This window comes from Roseibium sp. (genome assembly GCF_048260565.1).
Lineage (GTDB): Bacteria > Pseudomonadota > Alphaproteobacteria > Rhizobiales > Stappiaceae > Roseibium.
Genome location: NZ_JBLXGP010000002.1, coordinates 1 through 23,100, shown reverse-complemented (window position 1 = coordinate 23,100; position 23,100 = coordinate 1). Strand labels below are relative to the sequence as shown.

Genomic DNA, 23,100 nt, shown 5'->3' with positions numbered 1-23,100 from the left:
TGATGTCGCGACGGAAATTCTCCAATTGGCTACCGGCAATCCTTGCCGGGGTCCTGACCGCGCTTCAAACGGCAATCCTATCGCCCGTCCTCGCCCAGGAAAATCCGGCCGAAGAAAAGGTCTACCAACAGGCTTACGGCGAGATCAAACAGACCTTCGACACGGTCAAGGGGCACTTCGACGAGGTCAAGACTACCGCCCAGTCCTTCCAGAGCGCCGTCACCACATGGCGCAACGCCACGACCTACGCGACCCAGAACAAGGCAATCAAATCGGTCAACGATCTCTATAAGTCCACCATCGACAAGGCTGCAGAAGGCGTGCTCACGCGCCTGTTCGGCGAAGATGCGGTTAAGGAACTCAAGAAGATCCAGGAAATTACCGGCGTGGAACTGCCTATCCCGCCGCTGGAAAAGATCCTGCGTGACCCGAAATCGCGCAAGGACGCGCTGGACTACATGTACAAGCTCAGCGCCATCGAGCGGGACCTGCGCAACAAGGGCTATTTCAAGAAGCTCATAAAGGCGGAAGCCTTGTTCGAAACGGCCGGGGATTACATGGGCAAGGCCGGCGACCTTGTCGATTTCGTCGCTCTGTTCGACCCGAACAATGTGGATCCGAACTCGCCGATCAGCACGCTCAATGCCATTGACGGCGTGATTGGCAAGATCGAGGACGTCAGCACCGCCATACCGGGATTCGGACATCTGCTTGGCTTCTATCGGGAAGCCATCAAGGTTTTCAGCACGGAACTCACCAAGCTGGACAAACAGATCGCCGAAGCACGTGCCGGATCCCTTTGCGGGCAGCGCGGCCGGTTGCTGCCCCATCAGGCTGCCTTCGAACAGCATTTCGGCAAGGCCGAATGTCTCAGTTTCCTGCCGCTGATCGCCGCCGAAGGAGAACTGAAGCCAGCCCGGATCTGGCGCAATACGTCCCGCAGGGCAGCGCTCGATTCCGTTTTTGTTTTCGTCGACGCCTCTCAGCACGCGGGCCTGACCGGCGCCGCTTTCGACCAGCTTTACGGTTCCTACAATGCGCTGAAATACAGTGATTTTCCCGAAAACCGCGGACTCGTCGGAAAAGACCGGTTTCTCAATATTCTGATCCGCGCCAGCGGCCGGGACTTCTCGGCCCGCGATCGCGAATGCACGGCGCTGTTCCGGAAATTTTCCGACCGCCAGTTCCGCAAGGTGCTCGAAACCAGCGATGTGGTCGACCGCTCCAAGCGCATCCGCAGCGCTCGCGGATCCGTTTTCGACCTGAACCGAACCGGCGAGCGGGAATTCCACGCCCTGTGCCTGTTCGACAGCAGCCTGTTCGCCGCCCTGAGCGACCTGGTGAAGAAGCAGGGCCGGCAGCTGGTCGTGCGTCTGGATATCGTCGCCTCTGATGGCGGCAACACCCCTGACGTGACGGCGATTCGGCTCGACGGCACCGCGCTGGACTTCGCGGCCGACAAACGCACCCTGCGCGGCAACGGTCGCGTGACCGTATACGCGCTGGCGGAAGCGGAAAGACCCATCGCGGTCGTGATCTCGGCGCCCGGCTTTGAAAGCTACAGCCGGGACATCACCTTCGAAGCAGGAAGAAAGTTGTCCCATACGGCTTTTCTGAAACGTCTCCCGGAAGCACCGGTCGAAGAACAGGAAAAGCAGCCGGCAACCACCGGAGAGCCAGTACCGGAGACACGGGCTTCGGACAACGGAAGCACCGATAGACCGAATGAGCCGAGCGCTGCCAAAGGGGAAGAAAGCGTCTCCGGAAAGACTGTGGACACGGTCAGCACCAAACCTGACCAGACCCAGGACGCCGATGCAGCCTCGAACCCGGTCACGCCGGAAGTCGTCAAAAAGGGCGCCCCCGCCGAGGAGGAAACCGCAGGTAACGTCCCCGATACCGGAGACAATGAGAAGGCTGCGTCCGGCAAACCGGGCAAGGGTGCCGAAACGGCGCTTCCCCAACCGGATCCATCGCTGCCAACCATCGGCCTGACCGGGTTGAGCGGCAAGGTCTTTCTCGGCAGCACCACGCGGCTTGGGGCAAACCTGGCCGGCCTGGAGGCCGTTGCTTCCGATCCGAACTGCATCCCCGGTTCGGGACCCTTCGACGACTGCCGGAAGGTGGTCATTCCGGAAGCCCAGCCGGGTCAAGTCATCATCAACGATGCCGGAGACACGGAAGACCTGTTCGGTGATCCCGAGCCCCAGCGCGCCGCCTACCGGGTCCTGTGGCACGCCACTCCGAACCTTACCTTCGATCCGGTGGAATCCGGCGGCGACACCACCGTCACGTTTGACCGGCTCGGCACCGTCAAGGTCTGGGGTCAGATCGTTACGACCGAGGACGGCGGCACGAAGACCGTCGCGGAAACGGACGTGCAGACCGTGGAGGTGCTTCCACCCGCACTGTCGCTCTCTTTCGATCCGCCAAGCGGCGCCGCTGCAGGCACGGAAGTCCGCGCAAAGGTCGTGACCACCCCCAGCGTACCGGACGCCCTCATCGACGTTCGCTGGTTGGATCCGGCAACCGGCAACCGGCGGGAATATGCCGATAACGGTTCCGAGATCGGTTTCAAGGTCGAGGGCGGCGGGACTGTCGTCCTCAGCGCCATCGTCCGCCTGCCCGTTCACGGCGACGAGATCGGCAGGATCAGCGGTCAGTATGACACGACGGCCGGTGCTGTGCGGGTGACGGCAAAAGCGCGCGGTCCCAGGCCGCAGATCTGGGACGAGAATGTCGGCGGTTTGATCGACGTCCCCGAAGGCCTTTATGCCGCCGGGCAGGCCATTGAGCTGAGTGCTGAACTGGAAGGGGCCAAGAGCAGCGGCGATGTCCGCTGGGACTGGACCGTCAACAGCGGGACCAGCATCTCCAACGCGGCCTCCCGGACCCCGACGGTTTCCCGGGCGGAAGCGGGCACGATCCAGGCGGAAGTCACTGCGAAAGACAAGGACGGCCGCCTTCTCGGCAAAGGGCGCATCTCGCTGGCCGTCACCGTCTCCGCCAATGAAACCAGGGAAGCGGACGACCAGCGGCTGGCGGATGAAAAAATGGCCGAGGCAGATGCGGCCTGGCAGGCCGGCGACCCGGTCAAGGCGGCGGACCTGGCCACGCAAGCGGTAAAGCTGCGCCGCTTCGATCCGGCGCTGCGCGGCAAGCGGGAACGCTACGTGGACGGCAGCATGCGGTTCCAGAATGCGGCTGTGCTGACGAGAGAGGCCGAAGAGGCGGTCCGCCGCGACCAACTTGATTCCGCGGTCAGCCGTCTCACCGAGGCCCAGCGGCTTTGGCCCGATCCGGAACGTGCATGGCGGCTTGCCGAACTCAGCCGCGAAGCCGATCTGGCAAAGGCAAAAATCGAACGTTCGCGGAGCCTGACGGTCGAAGCACTCAAGGCGGCCGGACGCAAGGACTTCGACCTAGCGATCGGCCTTGCGGAAGAGAACCGCGCCCTCATGCCCGGACAACAGGCAGAGTCCCTTCTTGCCGATATCCGCAAGCAGCAGGAGACCTGGGAGCAGATACAGGCCGACCTGGAACGGAAGCGGCAGGCGGCAAAAATTCCGGAGCCCTGCACGCCCGGTTCGGTCAGCTACGAGACGGCCGGAAGCTATTGGAAGCGCGGCCTCGACTACCTGGCCCAGGGCGTTCTGGTGGAGGGTATCAAGTCCCTGGAAAAAAGCATCGAGACCTGCCCGGACGAACGCAGGGCTGCCCAGGTGGCCAAGATGCGCACGCAGGTAGAAGCTGAAATCGCCCGCCGCAAGGCGGCAGCGGAAGCCAAACGCCAGGCTGATCTGGCCGAAAGCCGGCGTGACAAGCAATGCATTCCAGGTGGCGGCAAATTTGCCGCGGCCCACCGCGCCTGGGCCAGTGGGATCGCCAAGATCAAAGCTGGAGATGTCGAGAGGGGTCTGATGGATCTTGAACTGAGCCTCTCCTATTGCCCTGACGACAATCGCGCCGCGCAATTGGCTGCCCTGAAGCAACGGCTCGATCAGGTTCGCCAGCCGGGCGGTCAGGAGCCGCCGCAGTCTTCGGCGGCCACTCCGCAGGATCAACCGGTCGCGCCCTGTGCGCCGGGCGGCGCGAACTATGCCGGTGCGTCGGAACTGTGGCAGTCCGGGCTTGCAAAGATCTCGGCCGGGCGTCTGGCGGCCGCAATCGGCGACATGCAGAAAAGCCTGAAACTCTGTCCGGACGATCAGCGCTCGGCGCAGGTAGCCGAGCTGCGCCGCCGGCTGACCCGCGAACGGACCGAAACCTCGATGAAACGCGACGAAACGGCACGCGAGAAAATCGCGGCAACCCAACCACAGACCGTCCAGCCAAAGAATACCAGCACTTCGCCGACAAGTGGGACCGCGAGCGTCAATATCGAAGGCGTCTGGGTGGTGAACCATCCGGACCGGAAATTCGAACTGACGATCAGCCAGACCGGCAACAAGGCGACTGCCAGCCATCAGCCGCACAACGCGCGCTGGTGGGGCGCCCTGTCAGGAAATCGTTTTTCCGGCACTTTTGCCAACGACTGGTCTGGTAAGAAATGTAATCGTCTGGTCGACGGCACCCACAGTTGGGGCCGGTTCGAGCTTGTGTTCGAGGGCGACGCCTTCCAAGGCTACTACAATTACTGCGAAGACGGACGGTACAAGGTCCTCATCAGCGGCAAGCGAAAGGGCTCCGCCGGGCCTGTCGCGACCGCGCCAGCCGTCGATGACAGCGATCCAGTCCCCGACAGGCCTTCGAAAACATTTGCCGGCGAGCTCATGCAATTGCCCGGAACAACCATCCGCCTGATCTTTGCCGATGGAATCGTCAGCGGTTTCATCAAGGGCGCCTACAACGGCGACAGCATCGAAGCGACCTTCTCCGGGCCGTACGACAAGGTCGGCAGCTTCACGTTGCCCCTGATCGGCACTCTGGTCGACAGTTCCGGACAGTTCGGAACGATCCAGTTCAAGGGCGAGATCCACGGGTCAAAGCGTCTGAAGAATGAAAACTATTGGGGCGACTGGGAGGCTGGCAATGCCTACGAGAAGGCCCATGGGCGTTGGGAGGCCAGACCGCAATGACATCGACTGCGAAAGCTCAAGCGCAAAGAGGAGCGCGAGACTGATATGGGTATCCTGGCAAAACTGGTCCTGGGCGCCATCGCCATTGCAATGGCAACGCCTGTTGCCGCACTGGACCTCGGCAAGAGCGGAGTTTCCATCGACTTTCCCGATCGCGGCTGGAAGGTGGAAGACCACGACGATGCGGCCATGAAGATCTGGCACCTGCGTGCGGAAACCTGGGATCCGATACCGGAAGAATCCGGTATGATCGCCGTCACCGTCACTTTCCTCGACGGAGACCCCTGGCCCGATATCGCCGCTCTTCGGGATGAAGCGGCTGCGATCATATCCGATAACCTGCTGGCAGAGGTCACCGAGAAGAAGCCATTTGAAACCGGCAGCGGCCGCTATCAGATCGCCGGAGCGGATTTCGCCGGATCGCTCGACATGATGGCAGAGGGGAAGAAACCCGTCAGCGCCCGCCTCGTCGTCATCCGCACCGGCACCTCCTCCCTGCTTGTCACCGCATTCTCCCTGAGGTCCTTGACCGACCAGCCGTTCGCCGCCCTGTTCGGTCCAGGCGCCATCTTGAGCGCGTCCGGCCCGGGAGCAAGCGCCCTCAATACCCTCGGCGCCGAGGAAACAACACCTGCAGCATCGCCCGAGGCGGCCCCTCCGGCGGAAAACGTGCCTGCGGCAGATGGCACATCACCCAACGTAGACGACCTCCTGAAAGACATGCAGCAGGAATTCTCCCCCGCGCCCGCCGGCTCCGGCAATTGAGGAGGCAGATCATGAGAAAGCTAAAACTGACGACTGCCGCGCTAACCTGCGCGCTGGCCGTTTTCTCCTGGCAGTTGCCGGCGCTGGCCGACTACGTCGGCGGCCTCGATCCCTACGGCGACAACTACCTGTCACTCCGTCAATATCCCAGTTCCCGGTCGATGGAATTGAGCCGGATGGGACCGAACACGATGGTCGAAGTCCTCGATCGTGACGGGCCCTGGCTTTATATCCAGACCCGCGACGGACGGATCGGCTGGGCGCATGGACGCTATATCCGCTCCGGCTATCCCAGAGCCTCCGCACCGCCTCCGCCGCCTCCACCGGGGTTCGGCAGCGGCACCCCGGGTGGAGCCCCCGCGGCTGGAGGCTGGCAGATGCCGGGTGCCCAACCGGGCATTCCGCCTCAATCCGGTCCGGGATTTGACAATTCGCCAGAGCCCGCAGGCGATGTGAATCCGTCAGCACCACCACCCGACAACTCGACGCCTCAGAGCACGGACGGCGGGCCTTACGAGTGGCTTGCCGGTCATCTGGAGCGGTTCCATGGGCCGCTCAAATACTATCCATAGTCAGCGGGAGGTTTGATGATGAGACCCTTCACAACGCTGTTGTTCGTCCTGACCGCGTCCTTGGTCGCGACAAACGCGCTGGCCAACGACAGCTCCGCTCATCTTGCCAGCGGCGGGCTCGAATTCGTGCGCCAGAAAGACGTCGTCATGCAGTCGGAGGAGCTTTACCTCTCACCTGATCGCATCGATGTCCGCTACGTTTTCCGCAACACTTCGACCGAAGACATCACCACGCTGGTCGCCTTTCCCCTGCCCGATATCGAGGCGCTCAACGACTACAACAACCTGATCCTGCCACAGCAGGACGTCATCAATTTCATCGCGTTCACCACGAAAGTGAACGGTCGAACGGTCAATATGGAAGTCGACCAGCGCGCGATCGCGCTCGGCGTTGACCGGACTGCCCTGCTTCGGGAATTCGGTGTCCCGCTGGAACCGTACCTGCTTTCGACTCGCGACGCCTTTCTACGGCTCGCACCCGAGCGCCGCGAGCAGCTCCGCAAAATCGGCCTGTTGCGACGCTTCGATGGAGAAGAACCGGGCTGGCTGATGCGAACGACCTTTTACTGGACACAAACCTTTCCGGTCGGTCGCGATGTCGTCATCGAACACAGCTACACGCCCGTGGCCGGCCGCAGTTTGTCCCCGCCGCTGGCCCGCAACGGTCAGCATGACGACTATTCCCTTCGGGCAAAGCGGGATTATTGCATTTCCGATGATCTGGAAAAGGCAATTGCCACCCACCGTCTGGATGGTACGGGCAAGGCTCGCTTCACATATTTCAGTTCAACCGTCGAATACATTCTGAAAACCGGGGGAAACTGGTCGGGACCGATCCGCAATTTTCATCTCGTGGTGGAAGCCGCAAAACCGGACGATTTCGCCCTGCTCTGCCTCGATGGCGCTCAGCGCGTTTCCCGATCGCGCCTGGAATTTTCCGGGAAGAATTTCTGGCCGCGCGACAATCTCAACGTCCTCTTTATCGATGCCGTGGAGCTTCGCTGATGCATATGAGACAATTTCTGATCGCTCTTTCCGTTTCGCTCGCCTTCATCGGCACCCCTTTGGCAGCTGACTGGCAAACCTACCAGAACCCGCGCTTCGGAACGGTCGCCGAAGTTCCGGCTGATTTCATAGCCGGTGAAGAGCCGCAGAATGGCGATGGCCTGAAATTTTTCGATGTCGACAGCGATGGCGAGATCAACGTCTATGGTGCCTTCAACGTCATGGGTGACGACCTGGCCGGCTATCGCGACTTTCTGCTTCAGATCTACAAGGACGGCGGCTGGACGATCGGCCGGGAAAATTCCGGTGACACCTGGTTCATGGTCAGCGCAAAGCGGGAAGACCGGCGGCTGTTTCTGCGGGTGGAACACGGCGCTGGCTGCGCTGCTGAACTGCTTCATCACATCGAGTTTCGCTATCCGGCCGACGCGCAGAAACGGTGGCAGTCTTTCATCAAGCATGGCGCGGAAAGTCTCGACGGACCGTGTCCTTGAACGATCGGCTTGTATCAGCGGGCCGGTAGTCGACGGCGCTGCGCAGGTGGGCCTTGTCGACGAAGCCGGTCCCGCCGGTTGCAAGAGGCAATTTATGAAAACTCGTTCCCTCGCCGCCGTCGATCACCTCAACGATATCGTAGGCGAGAACCTTTTCGACCGCGCCATGCCGGTTATGGTGACACCGCCCTTGTTGCACCAAGCGAGTTCAATCCGGCAGAGCCTGACGCATTCCATGTTTCCATGACATTCCGGTGTTCACCCTCCGGAGGGTATGCCGAGGACGGTCCCGCAGATGGAAATCAGCCCTCCCGCGAGGAAGAGAACAATGCGGCTGCGGCGTCTTTGCAAATCCGTCATGCCCCAGGCCCGCATCAGCGCGACGGTGCACTGCAGGAAATAGAAAAGGGCGAATGCCTGCGAGGCGAGGGTCACCAGCCTGAAGACATTGGTGCTCCACGTGATGCCGATCGCCACTACCGCGATGAGCGGATAGATGACATGCAGGCTCACGCGGCCGCGCGTGATATCCTCGACCAGGCCTGCGCCCCCGACCGAGTCCGCGACCGACGCGCTGAACTGGCTGGCCACCGCGCTGAGCACCAGGATCAATGGCAAAACCGGCGCCACATGCGCGACGAGGCCAACGATTGCCGCGACTCCCTCGTCGCTTCCCAGTTTGCCGAAAAGCACCGTCAGGAGCGAAAAGAAGGTCAGGTAGACCGCCGCCGCGATCAACTGGGCGTAGCGCATGGTTCGAATGCGCGTTTCCGCATCGAATTCGTCGAACATGAAGCGCGATGTCTCGAAACCCTGAACCACGATCAGAAGACCAAGAACAACACGAATGGTCTGCCCGTCGATCTCGGGTGTCGCCGCAGTGAGCTGCCAGTCCCCCGCGAACAGGATCTTGCCGTTGTAGAGCATGAGGCCGGCCAAAAGCGCGATGATCACGGCGAGATTGATCCCGACGGTGTATTCCTCAATCCCTTCGACGAGTTCCAGACCTCGCATCATACCCAGAAGACCGAGCATTCCGAGAATGCCCGTGGCGATCAGCTTCGCCAGGATTTCGTCTCCCGAGCCGGTCCCTTTCAGAAAAAAATGCCCCAGCAATACGAGATAATAGGCAACCGAGATCGAATAGGCGAAGGCCAGCACGATCTGGGAGAGCCGCTCCAGGCCGACGACCAGCCTGTGTTTACCGGCCAGAGATAGTCATGCTGTCGTGACCCGGACGGTTTTTGCTGTCTTGTCATGATAGTCAACCGGAGCCTTGCATGTCCACTCAGCTCAAAAACCTGGCGCAACGTATCCGCGATCTCGAGGAGGCCCTGGAGGTCGAACTCGAAGAGAAGAGACGCGAGTTCCGCTACAGGCTGGAACGCAGTCGGGTGGTGTTTGATACGGACGTGCTTGCCCGCCATCGTGCAGCGCGTGAGCGTCTATTGAGCTTTCTCGCCAAGACCCGCCTTGCGGTGGTGCTGACTGCACCGTTTATTTACGCGTTGATCCTGCCGCTCGTCCTGCTCGATCTCTTCGTCATCACCTATCAAACGGTCTGCTTTCCGGTTTATGGAATTCCGAAGGTCCCGCGTCGAGACTACATCGTTATCGATCGGCAGCACCTTGCCTACCTGAATGGATTGCAGAAGCTGAACTGCATCTACTGCGGTTATGCCAACGGGCTCATCGGATGGGTTCGCGAGGTGGCATCGCGAACAGAAGCCTACTGGTGTCCCATCAAGCATTCCCGGCGCGTGGCCGCGCCCCATTTACGATATCCCGACTTCATCGATTTTGGCGATGAGAAGCAGTTCCAGGAAAGAGTCAGAGACCACCGCCTGGAACTCGGCAAAAAAGCTGAGGTTGAGCGATAAACACACGATGCCGCCAGACCATTACCTCCCGCCAGATCTTCAACACGGCACGATCGGTTCGCGCAAATAACCGTCGTAGAGATCGAGCGAAGGCTCGGCTTCTTCGGCCTCTTCCGCCGGCGCGGCTTCCTCTGTCGGCGGCACGACGTGCGGCTCGTCCGGGTCCGATGTTCCATGATCCGCTCGATTTCGAGAATCCGGCCGGGCCGGATGCGAAGAATATCGCCGCCGCCGTGGGCTCCCGCCCAGTCACCTTGCTGGAGGGTGTATGCCCGACAGCCGCCGTCGCCGCCGGACCAGAAGCGGAACTCCAGCGTCTCGCCGACCTCCCCGACCTTATTCACAGTGATTTACATTTTGCGGGTTTTTGATCGGAGTCGTTGAAGATAGGCTTTTTTCATCTGACGGGGATGAGCCATCGGGGGACACATTCATTGGATGCGAGACGCTTTAGACCTGCCATTGCATTGGCGGCTTTCGCCAATGTGTTCCTTGCCCAATCAGCCCTTGCCGAAGGCCTGAAGCCTATTGAATACGTCTATGCGAACGGCACGAAGATCAAGCTGTCCGGCCAGCTCAATGTGGGCGTGCTGAGTTACGACGACGGGGCCGCCACGAACACCACCTTCGTCGACAACGACAATTCCAGTTCGCGCGCGCGCGTCCAGCTTTTCACTTCCCTGGGCGCCTGGAACCTGGAATCCGTTTTCGAAGCCGAATACCAGCCATTGGCCTCGAACACGGTCAGCCAGCTGAACAAGACGCCGAACTGGAATTTCCCGAAGACGAACATCCGGAAGGCCGAAATCATCCTGTCCAACGACATGTACGGCAAGTTCTATTTCGGACAGGGCAGCATGGCGAGCGACGGCACGGCCGAAGTGGACAAGTCGGGCACAGGGGTTATTGCCTATGCGAGCGTTTCGGATTCCGCGGCGGGATACTTCTTCCGTTTCTCCGGAGCGGGCCTGTCGAAGCGAAGGGTCGGGTCGGCGTTTTCGGATTTCGACGGCCTGAGCCGCAAGGTGCGCGTCCGCTACGACACACCGTCTTATAATGGTTTCAGCCTGCATACCTCGTGGGGCCAGGACCTGCTCGCGGAACGGAACAATCCGCTTTACGACATCGCGGCCGTCTATAACGGAGACATGGAAGCCTTCTCCATCGGTGCGGCGGCGGCCGTTGCGCGCGACACACGGACCAATACCAACATCTTTTCAGCTTCCGTATCCGGCCTGCACAAGGAAAGCGGCGTCAGCCTGACGCTCGCCACCGGCGGCCGGAACGACGGGGGCATGGGGTATTACGGCTACGCCAAGCTCGGATACGAACACAGGTTCCTCCCGGTCGGTTCCACCGCGGCTTCGGTCGACGTCTATCTCGGCGACGATATTGCCACGACGGCGCCGAACAGTACGTCTGTCGGCCTCGCTCTCGTTCAGAACTTCGACGATCAGAACATCAAACTCTGGGGAACCTGGCGCACCTACCGGTATGACGACAGCACGGCCAGTTACGAAAACGGCCAGGCTGTCTTCGGCGGCGTTCTGTTCAAGTTCTGAGATCGACGAACCGGCCCATGCGGCCGGGACCAATTTATCGAACGTCTTTCGACAGGAAATGGCTGAGCATGGGTGCCGGGCAGACCATTGCCCGGCATCTCGACCTTCAGCACGGCACGATCGCTTCGCGCAGGAACCCGTCGTAGAGATCGAGCGGCGGTTCGGCCTCCTCGGCCTCTTCCGCCGGCGCGGCTTCCTCTGTCGGCGGCACGACGTGCGGCTCGTCCGGGTCCGATGTTCCATGATCCGTTTCGTGCATGGGCACGTTGTGGTCGAAGCCGGCCGGCCAGGCGAGTTTGCGCTCCGGGTCCTGTTCGGCGATCCGTTCGGCGGCGCGCTGCCAGATGGTCATGTAGGGGCGTGCCCGTTCATAAGCTTCCGGCGGGATCCGGATGCCGCGGACGGTTCCGGCCTGGCGTTCGTCGTAAATCAGTTGTGCACCCGGCCACCGGCCTTCCTCTACCCCTAAGCGCATGATCCGTTCGACTTCGAGGATCCGGCCGGGCCGGATGCGGGGAATATCGGTATCGCCGTGCGCTCCCGCCCAGTCGCCGTCCTGGAGGGTGTAGGCCGACAGGTGCCCGTCGCCGTCGGTGTCATAGGCTTTGTCAGCCAGAACGGTCGCGCCCGGCGCTGTCTCCTACAAAAGCCTCTCTGCCATCGGGGCATCGCCGGCCTGTCCGGCGGTGAGCTCCAATCGTATGGGCCTGCCTTCCGCGTCAACGGCAGCATGGATCTTGGTCGTCAAACCGCCCCGGGAGCGTCCCATGCACGGATCTCCAGATCCCCCTTTTTCGTGCTCGCTCCATGCTGGTGGACACGAACACAGGAACTGTCGATCATAACAATATCGCCATCGTACGCTTTTGAGATTGCGGCCAAAAGACTGTCCCAGACGCCAGATGCACGCCATCGGGTGAACCGATTGTAAAGCGTTGTTCGAGGACTGTAGCGTTCAGGAACATCCCGCCAGGACGATCCCGTTCGGAACCGCCAGAGGATGCCATTGATGACGCGGCGATCATCAACACGCTCTACACCCCGGCTCTTTTGCGGCAAGAGCGGCTCGATAATTCCCCATTCTTCATCGCTCAATTCGTGTCGACGCATTCAAACCTCCTGTGCAGGAGGTTGAATCAAATTTCACGACGACACGAAACCCCGTTTATGGGGACACCTCCTAGTGGAGATCGGAATGACGCATTGGGCTTCAAGGCGTGGGCAGAGCTCCGTTACGCGATAGCTACCGGCAAATTTGAAGGGGTAAAATCATACATTGACGAGGCCGTGTCATCAGGGTCACCGATTGGCCAGTACGCAGGCGTTTATTTGGGCATGTGGGCAAAGGGTGCGCCCATGGCCCATCGTTACGACTTCGGTACATCATTGACCATGTTGCGTGGTTCCGCAGAAAGTGGATTTTTGCCTGCGATATTGGAATTGGAAGAAGCCCACATTGAAGGTTCCATTTGGAGCCGAACGACTCCGCACGATTTCCCGCTCGATAGAGCGAAGGCCTACCAATTATTTAGCGAGGTGGCCCGTCAAGGGAATGCGCGTTCCTATAAATGGCTCGGTATTTTGAATTACCGCGGTTGGGGAACAGATAAAGACCTTGATAGTGCTCAGCTCAACTTTGCAGAGGCTCTGGTGAGAGGGGATGAAGGAGCGGCTGGCTGGCTGACGCAAGTTCAGGAAGAACGTACGCGCCTCATTGGAGAACGACCTCTAGCATTTTCCATTCTCAACGGTGGGGAAAGGAAGGCAATGCAATTGTTTGCGGAAGGTGACTTTGAGGGTCTCGATGCCATCTATCTCAATGAGGCGATTTTTGCCAAAAGGATTGGCGCGATCAATTTCTTGGCTGTTTACACTCAGTCGCAAGCAAGGGCATTCAGAAAAACCTGCCCGGAACGAATTGCAGGCAAGAATATTGAATGGGCAACGGAGAACAAAGAGACGTTTGTTGGCGGTGTCCTGTCCGGAATTACTACTGGCCGCTCCACCACAAATAGCAATTCGATATACGTCGAATATGCGCCAGAGTTCGAGTACGCCATCATGAATTCAAGTCCATTTGTCTTGGGCGTTTACAGATCGGATATTGCAGCTTTTATCGCGCATGAAACGGGTTGTGATGATAAAAGAATTCGGAATATGGAAGAAAATATGAAAGCGTATATGAAGCTGCCTTGATTGCCTTCCTCGGTTGACAAGGTGGCTTCATCGTCCCTCGACTGTTAAAAATAGCCAATATACTAGCAGCATGTTCACATGAAAAATTTGATCTCCTCATGGGCGCAAGAAGTAGCAGTGAATGAATGGGACGAGGCCAAAGCTCTTCGATACAATGTTCTTTTTGCATCCGGGATCGACGCCGAACGGCCAAGACCGTGTTTCGCGGGCTTGGTTCACGAGAGCCCGCCCGGATGCTATTGCACAGAACTACAAAACACTAGATGGGCGAGAACGAATATCTGCTAGATTGAGGCTGATATTAAAATTGCAATGAGATTTTTCTGCTCAGGATCTAGTTCCAACAATCCTTGCTAGGATCATTGCGACATTTTTCATTGTTCTCCATAATTTCTATGGCGAATATTGAACCAAAAAATGCCGCGCCTAATGCCACTGCGGTATCGTTGTCTAGATTGAATGAGAATCCACTTCTTGGGCTCGGCTTATACTCCGCGTTTGCCTTGTTCGCGACATCGTAATAATTGCCAAGCAAATTCGCGGTTTCTTTGTACCCTTCATCAGGGACGATCTTTGGGTTTTCGCTTCTGAAATCCAGGCTTCCTGAAAAATATTGCTTCCAGCTCTTAAATTCCATGCTTCCAATAGAGTCTTTTTGTATGAACATCAGTCCTTTAATATCGATCGCATTTGGTAATGAATTGCATTCAGCCTTCATGGCGGCAACCGCGTAATACAGGCCAATCATAACAGCATTTGCTCCGTATACATTCGTGTCGTTTTCCTCGAATTCGTCACGAGTAACCGGAATTTTTAATTCCTTTCCGGGGGATGCATAAAACTGGTGCGGATAAATTCTAAGTCTATCGTATTTTGCCGAGAAGCCCGGCTCACCCTTATTGTAGGTATCGGCATAATATCCCGCTAAGTCGGAGGTGCCGGTAGGTGCTCTTGAATCGCTGCCGTAGAATTCTTTATTTAGTAGTTGAGTTACCACATTCCGACCAAGCGATCCGTTCGCCTTTAATGGTCTGAAGATGGAATCGCGAGAGACAAATACCAATGTCGGATTTCCCGAGCAAACTTCTTTAGAAGCCAGAACGAATGGTTTTTCTGGAAATCCTGCATAATTTTGTTCTAGATCGACAATAATCTCAAACTTATTAGATATCTTTACGTCTCTGCCTTTATCTGTGCACACATTGCTATTGTTTATATTATTTTCCCATACCCTCTTCTCCGTGAGAATTGCAGCTCTGGCCATTTCTTTACTTTGACCGGATGCTGTCATTGCGACATGCATCTTATGGTAACGGAATCCATTTAATTCCGTCTTTTTTTCATCGACGAATAACGTTCGACATCCCAGATCGTACTCAACCGTATTTTCAACAAAACCTAGGTCCAAATCGGACGACATAGAGGTGGTGGGAAGTGCCCCAAAAACGCAAAGTGTCACAATAGAGAGCGATTGTTTTACAATGTGCATCTGCGTATCCCGCTGAAACGTAAGCCACCCCCCATAGAGTGAGGTTGGCCATATCATCCTCAATGGCGCAACTCTATATTTTTCGAGAGAGCTTGCAAGACTGATAGCGGTCAAGCGTCCTTCATCTAAGCTGCTTCTAAGTTGGATAATGATGAAACCGCTGTTGATCAGCCCGTAGAATAAGAAGGTGTAGGTGAAATGCCGTTGGGTAATTTTCGACGTCAGGCGCCTGCTTATAAGTTTTGCTGATAACGTTTTCGGTAAAATGTATGATTACTTGATGCAGTAATAGATTTAACATTAGGCGCGATTTTGACTGAGGTTAGAAGATTATTAATAAATATATCGACGTTGGCATTCGTTTTATTGGCATGTTTATTATCGACATTTTCCGCGATGTCGGATCAGGGGAACCTGCCGGTAGGCGATCCTAAAAAAATCACTTCCGATCAGACAGAGTTTTATAATACGCAAACATCCTTGGCTAACAAAGTGCGAGAGAAATTGCTCAAATCACCGAGCGCGGCTATCCGGTTGCGGAGGTTTCGAAGCGCTTGGGCGTGAGCACACATTCGCTCTATGCCTGGAAGAAGAAGTTCTCCAAGTCACCCGATCCAGGGGAAGCCGATCAAGCTGCGGAGATCCGGCGGCTTAAGCAGGAACTGGCTCGCGTCACCGAGGAGCGTGACATTCTAAAAAAGGCAACTGCGTACTTCGCCAAGGATGCAAAGTGAGGTACGCCATTTTATTCTTTCGCGCCATCGCCTTATGCTGCATGAGCGCGTTTTTTTAGCGCCAAGACCCGCGGCGACCAATGTGCGCTTGAAAATAGCCTGATCGTCCAACCTACATTGCCGCGTATTCAGCCGTTTGGAACGCCTCGTGCTTCACCTGCGGAGCTTCCAGGAGGTCTATATAAAACACGGTCTCATTCGCATCCGAACGTCTGAACCCGATGTCACCGGCCATTGCCTCGATAAGCGCCTTGGAAATGCACAATCCCAGACCTGACCCGGTGGAGGTTCGCATGTTGCCGGTATCGCCTTGTTCGAATTTTTGGAACATCCGCGGTACAAGTTCCTCGGGAACACCCGGCCCCTTGTCCACGATCTCTATACGAACCTTTCCCGAACCACGCCTGACGCACGAAAGGGTCACTTCGCTTTGTTCGGGGGACACCTTGATCGCATTCGAAAGCAGATTCGACAGAACCTGCTCCAGCCTCAACGGATCGACCCATGCATGGACATTCGGACTGTTGTTGACGCAGATGACCTCAACGCCCTTTTCAGGCCGATAACTGCCGATCGCACTGACCGCTGACTGAATGATCGGGGCAAGTTCCGTGTCAACGTTTTCGACTTTCAACTTCCCCGCCTCGATCCTCTCGATTTCGAGGATATCGTTGATCATTTGCAGCAGCCGGTTCGAATTCTTCAGCGCGATATCGAGCAGCGATTTCGCCTGAGTATTTAATTGGGCTTCGTGACTTTTGACGAACAGCTTGATGGCACCAATGATGGACGTGAGAGGCGTGCGAAGTTCGTGGCTCATCGTCGACAGGAAATCGCTCTTGGCATTGTTCGCCCGCTCAGCTTCCTCCCCCAACCGGCGCAGGTTCGCCTCCAAACGGCGCTGCTCGCTCACCAGAGACGCGCTGTGCAGGGCGAACAAGAGACAGGTCGCAATGAAGCCTTGAAGAATGAAAATCCGTTCGGCGAGATCGGCCTTGACCAGATTGACAGGACCCCAGCCGAAATAGGTCCCCGCTATCGCCGTGACCGCAATCGTCAAACCCGCCACGGCGGCACCCCGAATCCCGGCGTAAAAAGAGACGATCATCAGCGGCGGGAAGGCTAAAAACAGAAGTGGTAGATCGCTCTGGATAAAAATGGCAAGCCCGACAATCAGGTTCGCCGACTGCAAAAGCCAGAACCTGAAATCGTTAAAGGCGAAGAAATCTCGCGATTTACTGGCCAAGTCTGTTCTGGAGATCAGAAACGGGGTGACGACAAGCAAACCCAGCGCGTCAGCACAAAACCAGATTTTCAGAACGCCCTGGATCGATGCTCCAACGGCAAAATGAAGGTACACGGCGGCCAGAATAGCCGCGACGGCAGGTGCGACAACTCCGGCAATCGCAACGAATACGAGGGCATCCGAGGGCTTGCTGATGTCCAATTCGGGACGGAGACGGAGCAGAAAGCGGGATGCTATCGCGACCTCGGTGGTATTCATCAAGGCGAGCCCCAGGGCAATATGCATGGGATCGCCGGCCAGAAGATTGGCTGCAATGTTTCCGGCATAGGCGGAAACATAGAAATAAAGGCGATTTGCCGGGGAGCACTGCAGAAGAATGCCGAGCAAGACCGCGTTCGGCAGCCAGATCATCGCAATTCTGCCCGTTTCCCGCGTCAACAGAATGCCGAACAGCGCGAGAGCCATGTAGCATACGCCCAGCAAAAGAGACTGCACCAAAGGCGAAAGTCTGAAAAACGGAGAAAGCAGGGTTACGGTTGATGCTGCATAACCGCCTTGAGCAGCAGGTGGAACAATTGCCAAGGTCACCCCTCCCGACGCATTTTTATAACGCTACGTCATTATTTCTTTTTATTTTCTTATAATTATTTAAATCACATTAATATTCGAAAATAAGAGTAAATATTGTAATTTATTACAATTAATTATTTCGAAAATACAATCTTTTACTCATAAAAATTATATCCGCGAGGGTTTCCTGGCCGAAGTCAATGAAAACTTAATCCACATGTACCCGTAGGGTCAGCACCCATTATTTTTGCCCATTCCGCAGGAGTTTTATTGTTTGCTGAAGAGGCAGATATCCGCAAGAACCATTCGATTTTCAAAGGTCTCCAGCGCTGTCCGGAGGCACGGGACCGCGCCTTTCGGATGACAGGCCTGATCGTATAATCGACCCTGGACAGGGGGAGCACCGCCACAAGCGCAACCCGCCTTGTCAGTAAACAAAATCGACCCGGTCAAATGGTTCAGGTCCCCTATAGCCGGCCCTGATTTACCTATTGCCGGCAGTTGATCGGGGCGGTTCAGGGCAGATTTCCAGCCGTCAGCCTCGAACACGGCCGGTCAGCCCAATAAAACGCCGAACCGGCATTTTCCGGAGTGCAAAAGGGCATCATGGGTTTTGATCCAGACCGTATTCGTCTCCGGATCCATGACGTGATATTCGCTCAGCAGGTGTCGCCGCCTGGGCAGTCGCAGGGGATGCCGAAGGTGGGCGCCGCTTCCTCGTTCGGCGCTTCCTGAGTGTTCTGCCGCTCCTGATCCGCTTCTGGCAGGGACTGGTCGTGGTTGAAGTCAGTCGACCGGTTGCGCCTCAGTCGCCCGCAAGGAAGAAGACCATCTTCCAGCCTTCGGGGCGGCGTTCGAAGCGGGCGCGGTAGTCGATTGCACTGCGCAGATGGACCTTGTCGACGAAGCCGGTCTCGCCGGTTTCTAGGCGCACTTTATGAAAACTCGTCCCCTCGCCGCCGTCGATCACCTCGACGATATCGTAGGCGAGGACCTTTTCAACCGCGCCATGCCGGTTCGGGCGGTCGCGCATGGGAACGTCACGATCGATGACGAAATACGTCGTGAAAGGGTCGTCGTTTTCGCCCAGTTCCACGGTCCATGTATAGGGGACATCGAAGGCGTCCGGACCGTCGGCCTTGCCGCCCAGGCGAAGCACCTCTTCCAGTGCATCCCAGTAGCCCTCGCGCATGCCGGCCGCCTGGTCCTTGTATTCGTCGGCCAGATCGTCCTCCGACACGGTCAGGAACGAGCGCAATGCATCGTGGCCGGCATCGCCGCCGAAGCTGAGTTCGATGTCTGGCGCTGCGCTGGCGACGACCGCTTCCACATCGCGCCGGGCGATCGCCTTTAAGAGATCGCTTCTGTAGGTTTCGAACCCTTGGACCTGGGACGCCTCGTCGACCGGCAACGCCTTTCGCTCGGCCGCATCGGCAAGCGACCCTGTCAGCGACAGGGATCCCAAAATCAGCAAAGCGGCGAATAGTTGTCTTGTCTGGATCACGGGCATTCCTCGCGCAGTTTTTTTCAGGATAACAGGAAATCCGGACCAGCGCCTCCGCCGCCCGCGCGGCGCATTTCTGCATGGCGCCCGCTTCGCGCCGACCGATGGATGAGCAGGAACCATAGCCAGAATGCGCCACTTCTTCCTTAAGGTCACTTTCTTTAAATTGTGATTTGCAGATATGCAATCAGAAGGAGCACAGGCATCCCTTTTGGTAGTGAGTTGGGGGGCACCATGCCGAATGAAACAATCGACAGGGACCGGGGAAAACGGATCGGGCAGGCCATGGCAAGGCGTGGCCACCGCAAGGCCATGGCGCTTGCGGCGGAACTCGATATTTCTCCCGCCGCCCTGACGAAGTGGAAGCAGGGACATGCGATGTCCCTGGAAAACGCCTGCCGCCTTGCGGACCTGCTGGATGTCTCCATGGACTGGCTCATGCTGGGGCGCAATGCCCCCGACTGGCTGCAAGCGGACCAGCTCAACACACAGGAAGCGGATTTGATCGACAGGCTGCGCCGCCGGCCGGCCCATATCATTCAGCTTTTCGCCGCACTCCTGGCCGAGATCCCCCAGGTGCCGCCTTCCGATAACGTCCGGTCCTTTTAACCTGCGGGAAAAAGGTTAAACAGAATTAACCGTCACTAAACTCGTTTAAGTTGTAATAATCTTCCTATGGTTGTCCAATTTGCAGGCACGCAGCTAAGGATTGCTGCCGCCGTCTAGAAGACAGCCACAAGGAGGCCGGAACGATGGGTAATACCTATACGCTTACTTTTGTGAACAATTCCACCAACAACTGGGACTTCTGCTGCTACCAAGAAGACCCGAATATCAGCACTCAGGACGTCATGTCCCTGGCGTGGTTCGCCTATCCGGTGGCGCCGACCACCTCGGTGAGTTTCAGCTGGACCATCGACTACCAGTTCGTCTGGAGCCAGACCGGCCAGCTGGGCGCCGGCGTAAGGTTCAGCGCCAGCCAGAAATGGGACGCAAACCTGACGGGCAATAACGGCGTCGACTTCACCCGCAAGCCGAACCAAGCCTTCACCTTTGAAAACCAGGCCCCGTTCGGCAACCCCGGCACGCTCTATATCAACCAGGACGGCACGATCCCCGCAAACACGGCGGCGGTCGGCATCAACATGGGCATCGAAGGCGCGCCTCCCGGCGCCGGTTCGGGCACGTTTGTCGTTCCCGCCCAGCCGAACATTACGGCAAGCTTTACGCCTCATCCATCCTACTGGGTCACCTTCGGCCAGTACACACCCGGCCAGGTCCTGGATATCCAGCAGATCGCCCAGAAGGCACAGGTGGCGTTCCCGGTCAATGTCTACGACATGTACGCCATCCTTGGCGCGGACAACAAGTGGACGATCACGTCGCAGCAGACCCTCAACACGGTCTACCTGGAGTCCGGCGGGGAAGCAGCCCATGCGCTGCTGACCGATACCAAACTCCTCAAATGAAGGAGCGGGAGCCGGATGGCGGGCCGGTTCCGGCCGGCCATCCGGCTTCCCGGAGCAAAGCCGGGAGAATGACTGCCGGGGAGCGGAAATCGGCCACTTTGATCAATGCCAGTGGCGCAAAGACCAGCATTGGCATATGGGTCCAGATGCAGCAACAACCGCAACAGGCCCCCATTGCCTGGCTCAGTGCGCTCCTTTCCGACGGAAGCTACACGGTGTTTCAATGGAAGACGGCCTATGAATATATCTGGGCCAACACGGGCAAGCTGATTTCAGGCAAGACCGTCAACGCGGCGCAGCGTCTTGCGGTCACGGACCAGGCTCCGGCGGCCCGTCTTGAACAACGCGGCAACACCTACCGGCTTCAGTCCTTTGTTCCGCCGAACGGCGGAACGCCCGGCGTCCTGCTGATCGAGGCGGGCGCCATACCCCGGGACACGCTCACGATCGGCGTCAATCTCAGGATCGTGAGCGGGTTCGGACAACCCGGCAACGGCAGCAGCGTGGTTCAGGCCGAACCCAATGTCAGCCGGAGCTGGACGGCCGGCGAAACCTATTTCGCCAATTTCGGGCAGGTGACGCAGTCCGAATTCGATCCGCAGAACCTGTCGTCGCAAGCATCGCTTGAGATCGATTTCGGCTCCGGACCGGATGTCGTGCTGCTCCTGGACCAGGGAAATGTCTTGAAACAGGTGACGAACTCGAAGCTCACGACCAGGAGACTTCTGGAGTTAAGATAGACGGAGGAAGGACAGACAATGGCAAACAGGGAAGAAGCAGACAGGACACTTGCTCACCATGAGGCGAGCCTGTTGGCCAACGACAACGTGACCTCGATCAGCGTGATCGAGGACGAGAACGGTGAAATGATCATCGAGATCGGCCTGATCGGGCCGGAAACGAGTGCGCTCGCCGCTACACCGGAGGAACTTGCGATCCCGGACGCAGCCGGCCTGCTTTCGACGGGCGGCCAGACCATCCCGGTCCGCAAACGGGTTATCGGCGAGATCCGCGCCCAGAGCTTCACCAATCGCGTCCGGCCGGCCGATGGCGGCAACAGTTGCGGTCCGGCCACGGCGACCTGGTCAGGAACGCTGGGCGCCCGCATCCAGTACAAGGGCAGCGCATGCATCCTGTCCAACTGGCATGTGCTCTACGGCGGCAAGGGCAAGGACAAGGACCCGGTGGTCCAGCCGGCGGTCGGCGACGGCGGCACCCCGCCCAAGGACACGATCGGGGCCAATCTCCAGGGCGTCCTGAGCGAATATGTCGACGCGGCCATTGCGACCATCGAGTCGCCGCCTGACACATTCGTCGTGACCGGCACGCGCTGCTACGGCCCGATCAAGGGGATCGCGACGGTCAAGGTCGGAGATCCGGTCAAGAAATGCGGCCGGACCACGGAAGCCACCATTGGTACCGTCCGTTCCATCAATGCCACGGTGAAGGTGAGCGGCTATCCGGACGGGACCCGCACGTTCCGAGACCAGATCCAGACCACGAACATGTCCAATCCCGGTGATTCCGGTTCGATCGTCCTGGATGCCAACAGTCAGGCGGTCGGTCTGCTCTTTGCGGGCGGAGCAACGGACACCTTCGCCAACAAGCTCTCGCGTATCAGCGAGGCGTTCGGCTCCAGCTTCAGCTTCTAAGGTCAGGACACATGGAGACCTTGCCCCCGCCCCGCGGTGGGGGCTTTTTTTCCGGCACCAGTCAAGCCAACCCGAGCATGAACAATGCTGCGTGGTATCATGCCGCCCAGGGAGATGCCCGCTTTTCTAAAGTCCGGACGGAAGTTTGGAGCGCATCATCTCTCTTCGGTCGATCGTGTCGCCGTCCACGATGAAGGTGCCGTCGCCCACCGCGTGAAGCATTCTTTTCTCCTCACGGGCGCTGTCGATATAGGCGGCGACGCCTTCGAGGATGACGATGCTGTGCCGGTCGACAAAGTCGACGACCCGGCATTCGATGTTGGCGAGGGTTTCCTTGATCAGCGGCGCTCTCACATGTCTGCCCTTGACGCGGGTCAGGCCGAATTTTTCGAACTTGTCCGTATCCGTTCCTGAGCAGACACCGATGCCGACGGCGGTGTCGATCATGTCGACGGTAGGGATGGAGAGCACGCACTCCTTCGTGTCGCGCAGGGCCGCGTAGGAATGGTTCCAGGGCCCGGTGGTGATCGCGAACTCGGCGGAAAAGCCCAGCACCAAGGTCCAGGTGATGGTCATGATGTTGTCCTTGCGCCCGTCGTGGGTGGTCACCAGAACGACCGGCCCGGGTTCGATCAGCGTGAAGGCCCTGTTGAGATCGAGAACGTCCATGGGATTATCCTACTGTCCGAAAATAGCGGCCGGTACGGTCGCGGGCAGCCTTTGACGGGAGGGTAATCGTTGGCCGGCCTTCGCGAAAGCGGTAAAGGGCAACCTGCTCAGTCAGAATGTGTGTTGTCATCCCACCGAAGGCTGGGATCCATATGTGGACGGCCCCGTGGTTGCAAGGTTGAAGTTCTCAGGTGTTCCGGATCGCTTGCGGTCAT

Annotated in this window: 20 protein-coding genes and 2 pseudogenes; 14 read left to right on the top strand and 8 right to left on the bottom strand. The window is 58.0% G+C overall.

Annotated features, from left to right (window positions below; genetic code table 11):
- Positions 1–2 precede the first annotated feature (2 nt).
- From ACN0SO_RS04745 to ACN0SO_RS04725, 5 genes are read left to right on the top strand one after another with little or no spacing between them, the layout of a single operon-like run.
- A complete protein-coding gene (locus ACN0SO_RS04745) occupies positions 3–5,078 on the top strand; it encodes a hypothetical protein (protein WP_417675097.1) in 5,076 nt (1,691 codons plus the stop codon).
- 45 nt (positions 5,079–5,123) lie between these two features.
- A complete protein-coding gene (locus ACN0SO_RS04740) occupies positions 5,124–5,843 on the top strand; it encodes a hypothetical protein (RefSeq protein ID WP_417675095.1) in 720 nt (239 codons plus the stop codon).
- Between the two features lie 11 nt (positions 5,844–5,854).
- On the top strand, positions 5,855–6,415 hold the full coding sequence (locus ACN0SO_RS04735) for an SH3 domain-containing protein (protein ID WP_417675093.1): 561 nt from the start codon (positions 5,855–5,857) through the stop codon (positions 6,413–6,415).
- 18 nt (positions 6,416–6,433) lie between these two features.
- Positions 6,434–7,420, top strand: coding sequence for a DUF4424 family protein (locus tag ACN0SO_RS04730; protein WP_417675091.1), 987 nt, complete (start codon positions 6,434–6,436; stop codon positions 7,418–7,420).
- On the top strand, positions 7,420–7,914 hold the full coding sequence (locus ACN0SO_RS04725) for a hypothetical protein (RefSeq protein WP_417675089.1): 495 nt from the start codon (positions 7,420–7,422) through the stop codon (positions 7,912–7,914). The genes ACN0SO_RS04730 and ACN0SO_RS04725 overlap by 1 nt, the downstream gene beginning before the upstream one ends.
- Here ACN0SO_RS04725 and ACN0SO_RS04720 read toward each other — a convergent pair.
- Both ACN0SO_RS04720 and ACN0SO_RS04715 read right to left on the bottom strand, forming a co-directional pair.
- Positions 7,874–8,116, bottom strand: a complete 243-nt coding sequence (locus ACN0SO_RS04720; RefSeq protein ID WP_417675087.1) for a hypothetical protein — start codon at positions 8,114–8,116, stop codon at positions 7,874–7,876. The two genes, ACN0SO_RS04725 and ACN0SO_RS04720, sit on opposite strands and share 41 nt — an antisense overlap.
- 56 nt (positions 8,117–8,172) lie before the next feature.
- Positions 8,173–9,075 (bottom strand): hypothetical protein, encoded by a 903-nt coding sequence (locus tag ACN0SO_RS04715; protein ID WP_417675085.1) that lies wholly within the window; start codon positions 9,073–9,075, stop codon positions 8,173–8,175.
- 119 nt (positions 9,076–9,194) lie between these two features.
- On the opposite strand from ACN0SO_RS04715, the gene ACN0SO_RS04710 reads away from it, so the two are divergent.
- The 3 genes from ACN0SO_RS04710 to ACN0SO_RS04700 all read left to right on the top strand — a co-directional run bounded on the left by ACN0SO_RS04710 (position 9,195) and on the right by ACN0SO_RS04700 (position 11,356).
- A complete protein-coding gene (locus ACN0SO_RS04710; RefSeq protein WP_417675083.1) occupies positions 9,195–9,794 on the top strand; it encodes a hypothetical protein in 600 nt (199 codons plus the stop codon).
- 167 nt (positions 9,795–9,961) lie between these two features.
- Positions 9,962–10,165 (top strand): hypothetical protein, encoded by a 204-nt coding sequence (locus ACN0SO_RS04705; RefSeq protein ID WP_417675081.1) that lies wholly within the window; start codon positions 9,962–9,964, stop codon positions 10,163–10,165.
- Between the two features lie 63 nt (positions 10,166–10,228).
- On the top strand, positions 10,229–11,356 hold the full coding sequence (locus ACN0SO_RS04700) for a hypothetical protein (protein ID WP_417675079.1): 1,128 nt from the start codon (positions 10,229–10,231) through the stop codon (positions 11,354–11,356).
- A gap of 106 nt (positions 11,357–11,462) precedes the next feature.
- Here the strand turns inward: ACN0SO_RS04700 and ACN0SO_RS04695 are convergent, their stop codons facing one another.
- Both ACN0SO_RS04695 and ACN0SO_RS04690 read right to left on the bottom strand, forming a co-directional pair.
- Positions 11,463–11,831, bottom strand: a complete 369-nt coding sequence (locus ACN0SO_RS04695) for a hypothetical protein (protein ID WP_417676427.1) — start codon at positions 11,829–11,831, stop codon at positions 11,463–11,465.
- A 93-nt stretch (positions 11,832–11,924) separates the two neighbouring features.
- Positions 11,925–12,466: pseudogene (locus ACN0SO_RS04690) on the bottom strand (IS5 family transposase); the annotation flags it as partial.
- A 93-nt stretch (positions 12,467–12,559) separates the two neighbouring features.
- Between ACN0SO_RS04690 and ACN0SO_RS04685 the strand changes: the two are divergent.
- The gene (locus tag ACN0SO_RS04685; RefSeq protein WP_417675077.1) at positions 12,560–13,552 is read left to right on the top strand and encodes a hypothetical protein; all 993 of its coding nucleotides are present in this window, start codon (positions 12,560–12,562) and stop codon (positions 13,550–13,552) included.
- Between the two features lie 334 nt (positions 13,553–13,886).
- Here ACN0SO_RS04685 and ACN0SO_RS04680 read toward each other — a convergent pair whose 3' ends face one another.
- Complete coding sequence (locus tag ACN0SO_RS04680; RefSeq protein WP_417675075.1) at positions 13,887–15,041, bottom strand: hypothetical protein; 1,155 nt, start codon at positions 15,039–15,041, stop codon at positions 13,887–13,889.
- A 503-nt stretch (positions 15,042–15,544) separates the two neighbouring features.
- On the opposite strand from ACN0SO_RS04680, the pseudogene ACN0SO_RS04675 reads away from it, so the two are divergent.
- Positions 15,545–15,789: pseudogene (locus ACN0SO_RS04675) on the top strand (transposase); the annotation flags it as partial.
- Positions 15,790–15,887: 98 nt separating this feature from the next.
- On the opposite strand, the gene ACN0SO_RS04670 reads toward ACN0SO_RS04675, so the two are convergent.
- Positions 15,888–17,603, bottom strand: a complete 1,716-nt coding sequence (locus ACN0SO_RS04670) for an MASE1 domain-containing protein (RefSeq protein ID WP_417675073.1) — start codon at positions 17,601–17,603, stop codon at positions 15,888–15,890.
- Between the two features lie 793 nt (positions 17,604–18,396).
- Positions 18,397–19,095, bottom strand: a complete 699-nt coding sequence (locus tag ACN0SO_RS04665) for a hypothetical protein (RefSeq protein ID WP_417675071.1) — start codon at positions 19,093–19,095, stop codon at positions 18,397–18,399.
- 234 nt (positions 19,096–19,329) lie between these two features.
- Here ACN0SO_RS04665 and ACN0SO_RS04660 point away from each other — a divergent pair, with 234 nt between their 5' ends.
- The 4 genes from ACN0SO_RS04660 to ACN0SO_RS04645 all read left to right on the top strand — a co-directional run bounded on the left by ACN0SO_RS04660 (position 19,330) and on the right by ACN0SO_RS04645 (position 22,216).
- On the top strand, positions 19,330–19,704 hold the full coding sequence (locus ACN0SO_RS04660; protein ID WP_417675069.1) for a helix-turn-helix domain-containing protein: 375 nt from the start codon (positions 19,330–19,332) through the stop codon (positions 19,702–19,704).
- Positions 19,705–19,847: 143 nt separating this feature from the next.
- Positions 19,848–20,564: a protein rhiA gene (locus tag ACN0SO_RS04655; RefSeq protein WP_417675067.1), complete on the top strand. Its 717-nt coding sequence runs from the start codon at positions 19,848–19,850 to the stop codon at positions 20,562–20,564.
- A 98-nt stretch (positions 20,565–20,662) separates the two neighbouring features.
- Positions 20,663–21,304 carry a hypothetical protein gene (locus tag ACN0SO_RS04650; RefSeq protein ID WP_417675065.1) on the top strand — a complete coding sequence of 214 codons (642 nt, stop codon included), beginning with the start codon at positions 20,663–20,665 and terminating at the stop codon, positions 21,302–21,304.
- Between the two features lie 18 nt (positions 21,305–21,322).
- The gene (locus ACN0SO_RS04645) at positions 21,323–22,216 is read left to right on the top strand and encodes a hypothetical protein (RefSeq protein WP_417675063.1); all 894 of its coding nucleotides are present in this window, start codon (positions 21,323–21,325) and stop codon (positions 22,214–22,216) included.
- Between the two features lie 126 nt (positions 22,217–22,342).
- Here ACN0SO_RS04645 and ACN0SO_RS04640 read toward each other — a convergent pair whose 3' ends face one another.
- A complete protein-coding gene (locus ACN0SO_RS04640; RefSeq protein WP_417675061.1) occupies positions 22,343–22,885 on the bottom strand; it encodes a flavin reductase family protein in 543 nt (180 codons plus the stop codon).
- Positions 22,886–23,100 lie beyond the last annotated feature (215 nt).

Coding starts and splice junctions, on each gene's coding strand:
- ACN0SO_RS04745 (WP_417675097.1), top strand. CDS start 3: ATGTCGCGACGGAAATTCTCCAATTGGCTACCGGCAATCCTTGCCGGG.
- ACN0SO_RS04740 (WP_417675095.1), top strand. CDS start 5,124: ATGGGTATCCTGGCAAAACTGGTCCTGGGCGCCATCGCCATTGCAATG.
- ACN0SO_RS04735 (WP_417675093.1), top strand. CDS start 5,855: ATGAGAAAGCTAAAACTGACGACTGCCGCGCTAACCTGCGCGCTGGCC.
- ACN0SO_RS04730 (WP_417675091.1), top strand. CDS start 6,434: ATGAGACCCTTCACAACGCTGTTGTTCGTCCTGACCGCGTCCTTGGTC.
- ACN0SO_RS04725 (WP_417675089.1), top strand. CDS start 7,420: ATGCATATGAGACAATTTCTGATCGCTCTTTCCGTTTCGCTCGCCTTC.
- ACN0SO_RS04710 (WP_417675083.1), top strand. CDS start 9,195: ATGTCCACTCAGCTCAAAAACCTGGCGCAACGTATCCGCGATCTCGAG.
- ACN0SO_RS04705 (WP_417675081.1), top strand. CDS start 9,962: ATGTTCCATGATCCGCTCGATTTCGAGAATCCGGCCGGGCCGGATGCG.
- ACN0SO_RS04695 (WP_417676427.1), bottom strand. CDS start 11,831: ATGCGCTTAGGGGTAGAGGAAGGCCGGTGGCCGGGTGCACAACTGATT.
- ACN0SO_RS04680 (WP_417675075.1), bottom strand. CDS start 15,041: ATGCACATTGTAAAACAATCGCTCTCTATTGTGACACTTTGCGTTTTT.
- ACN0SO_RS04660 (WP_417675069.1), top strand. CDS start 19,330: ATGCCGAATGAAACAATCGACAGGGACCGGGGAAAACGGATCGGGCAG.
- ACN0SO_RS04655 (WP_417675067.1), top strand. CDS start 19,848: ATGGGTAATACCTATACGCTTACTTTTGTGAACAATTCCACCAACAAC.
- ACN0SO_RS04645 (WP_417675063.1), top strand. CDS start 21,323: ATGGCAAACAGGGAAGAAGCAGACAGGACACTTGCTCACCATGAGGCG.
- ACN0SO_RS04640 (WP_417675061.1), bottom strand. CDS start 22,885: ATGGACGTTCTCGATCTCAACAGGGCCTTCACGCTGATCGAACCCGGG.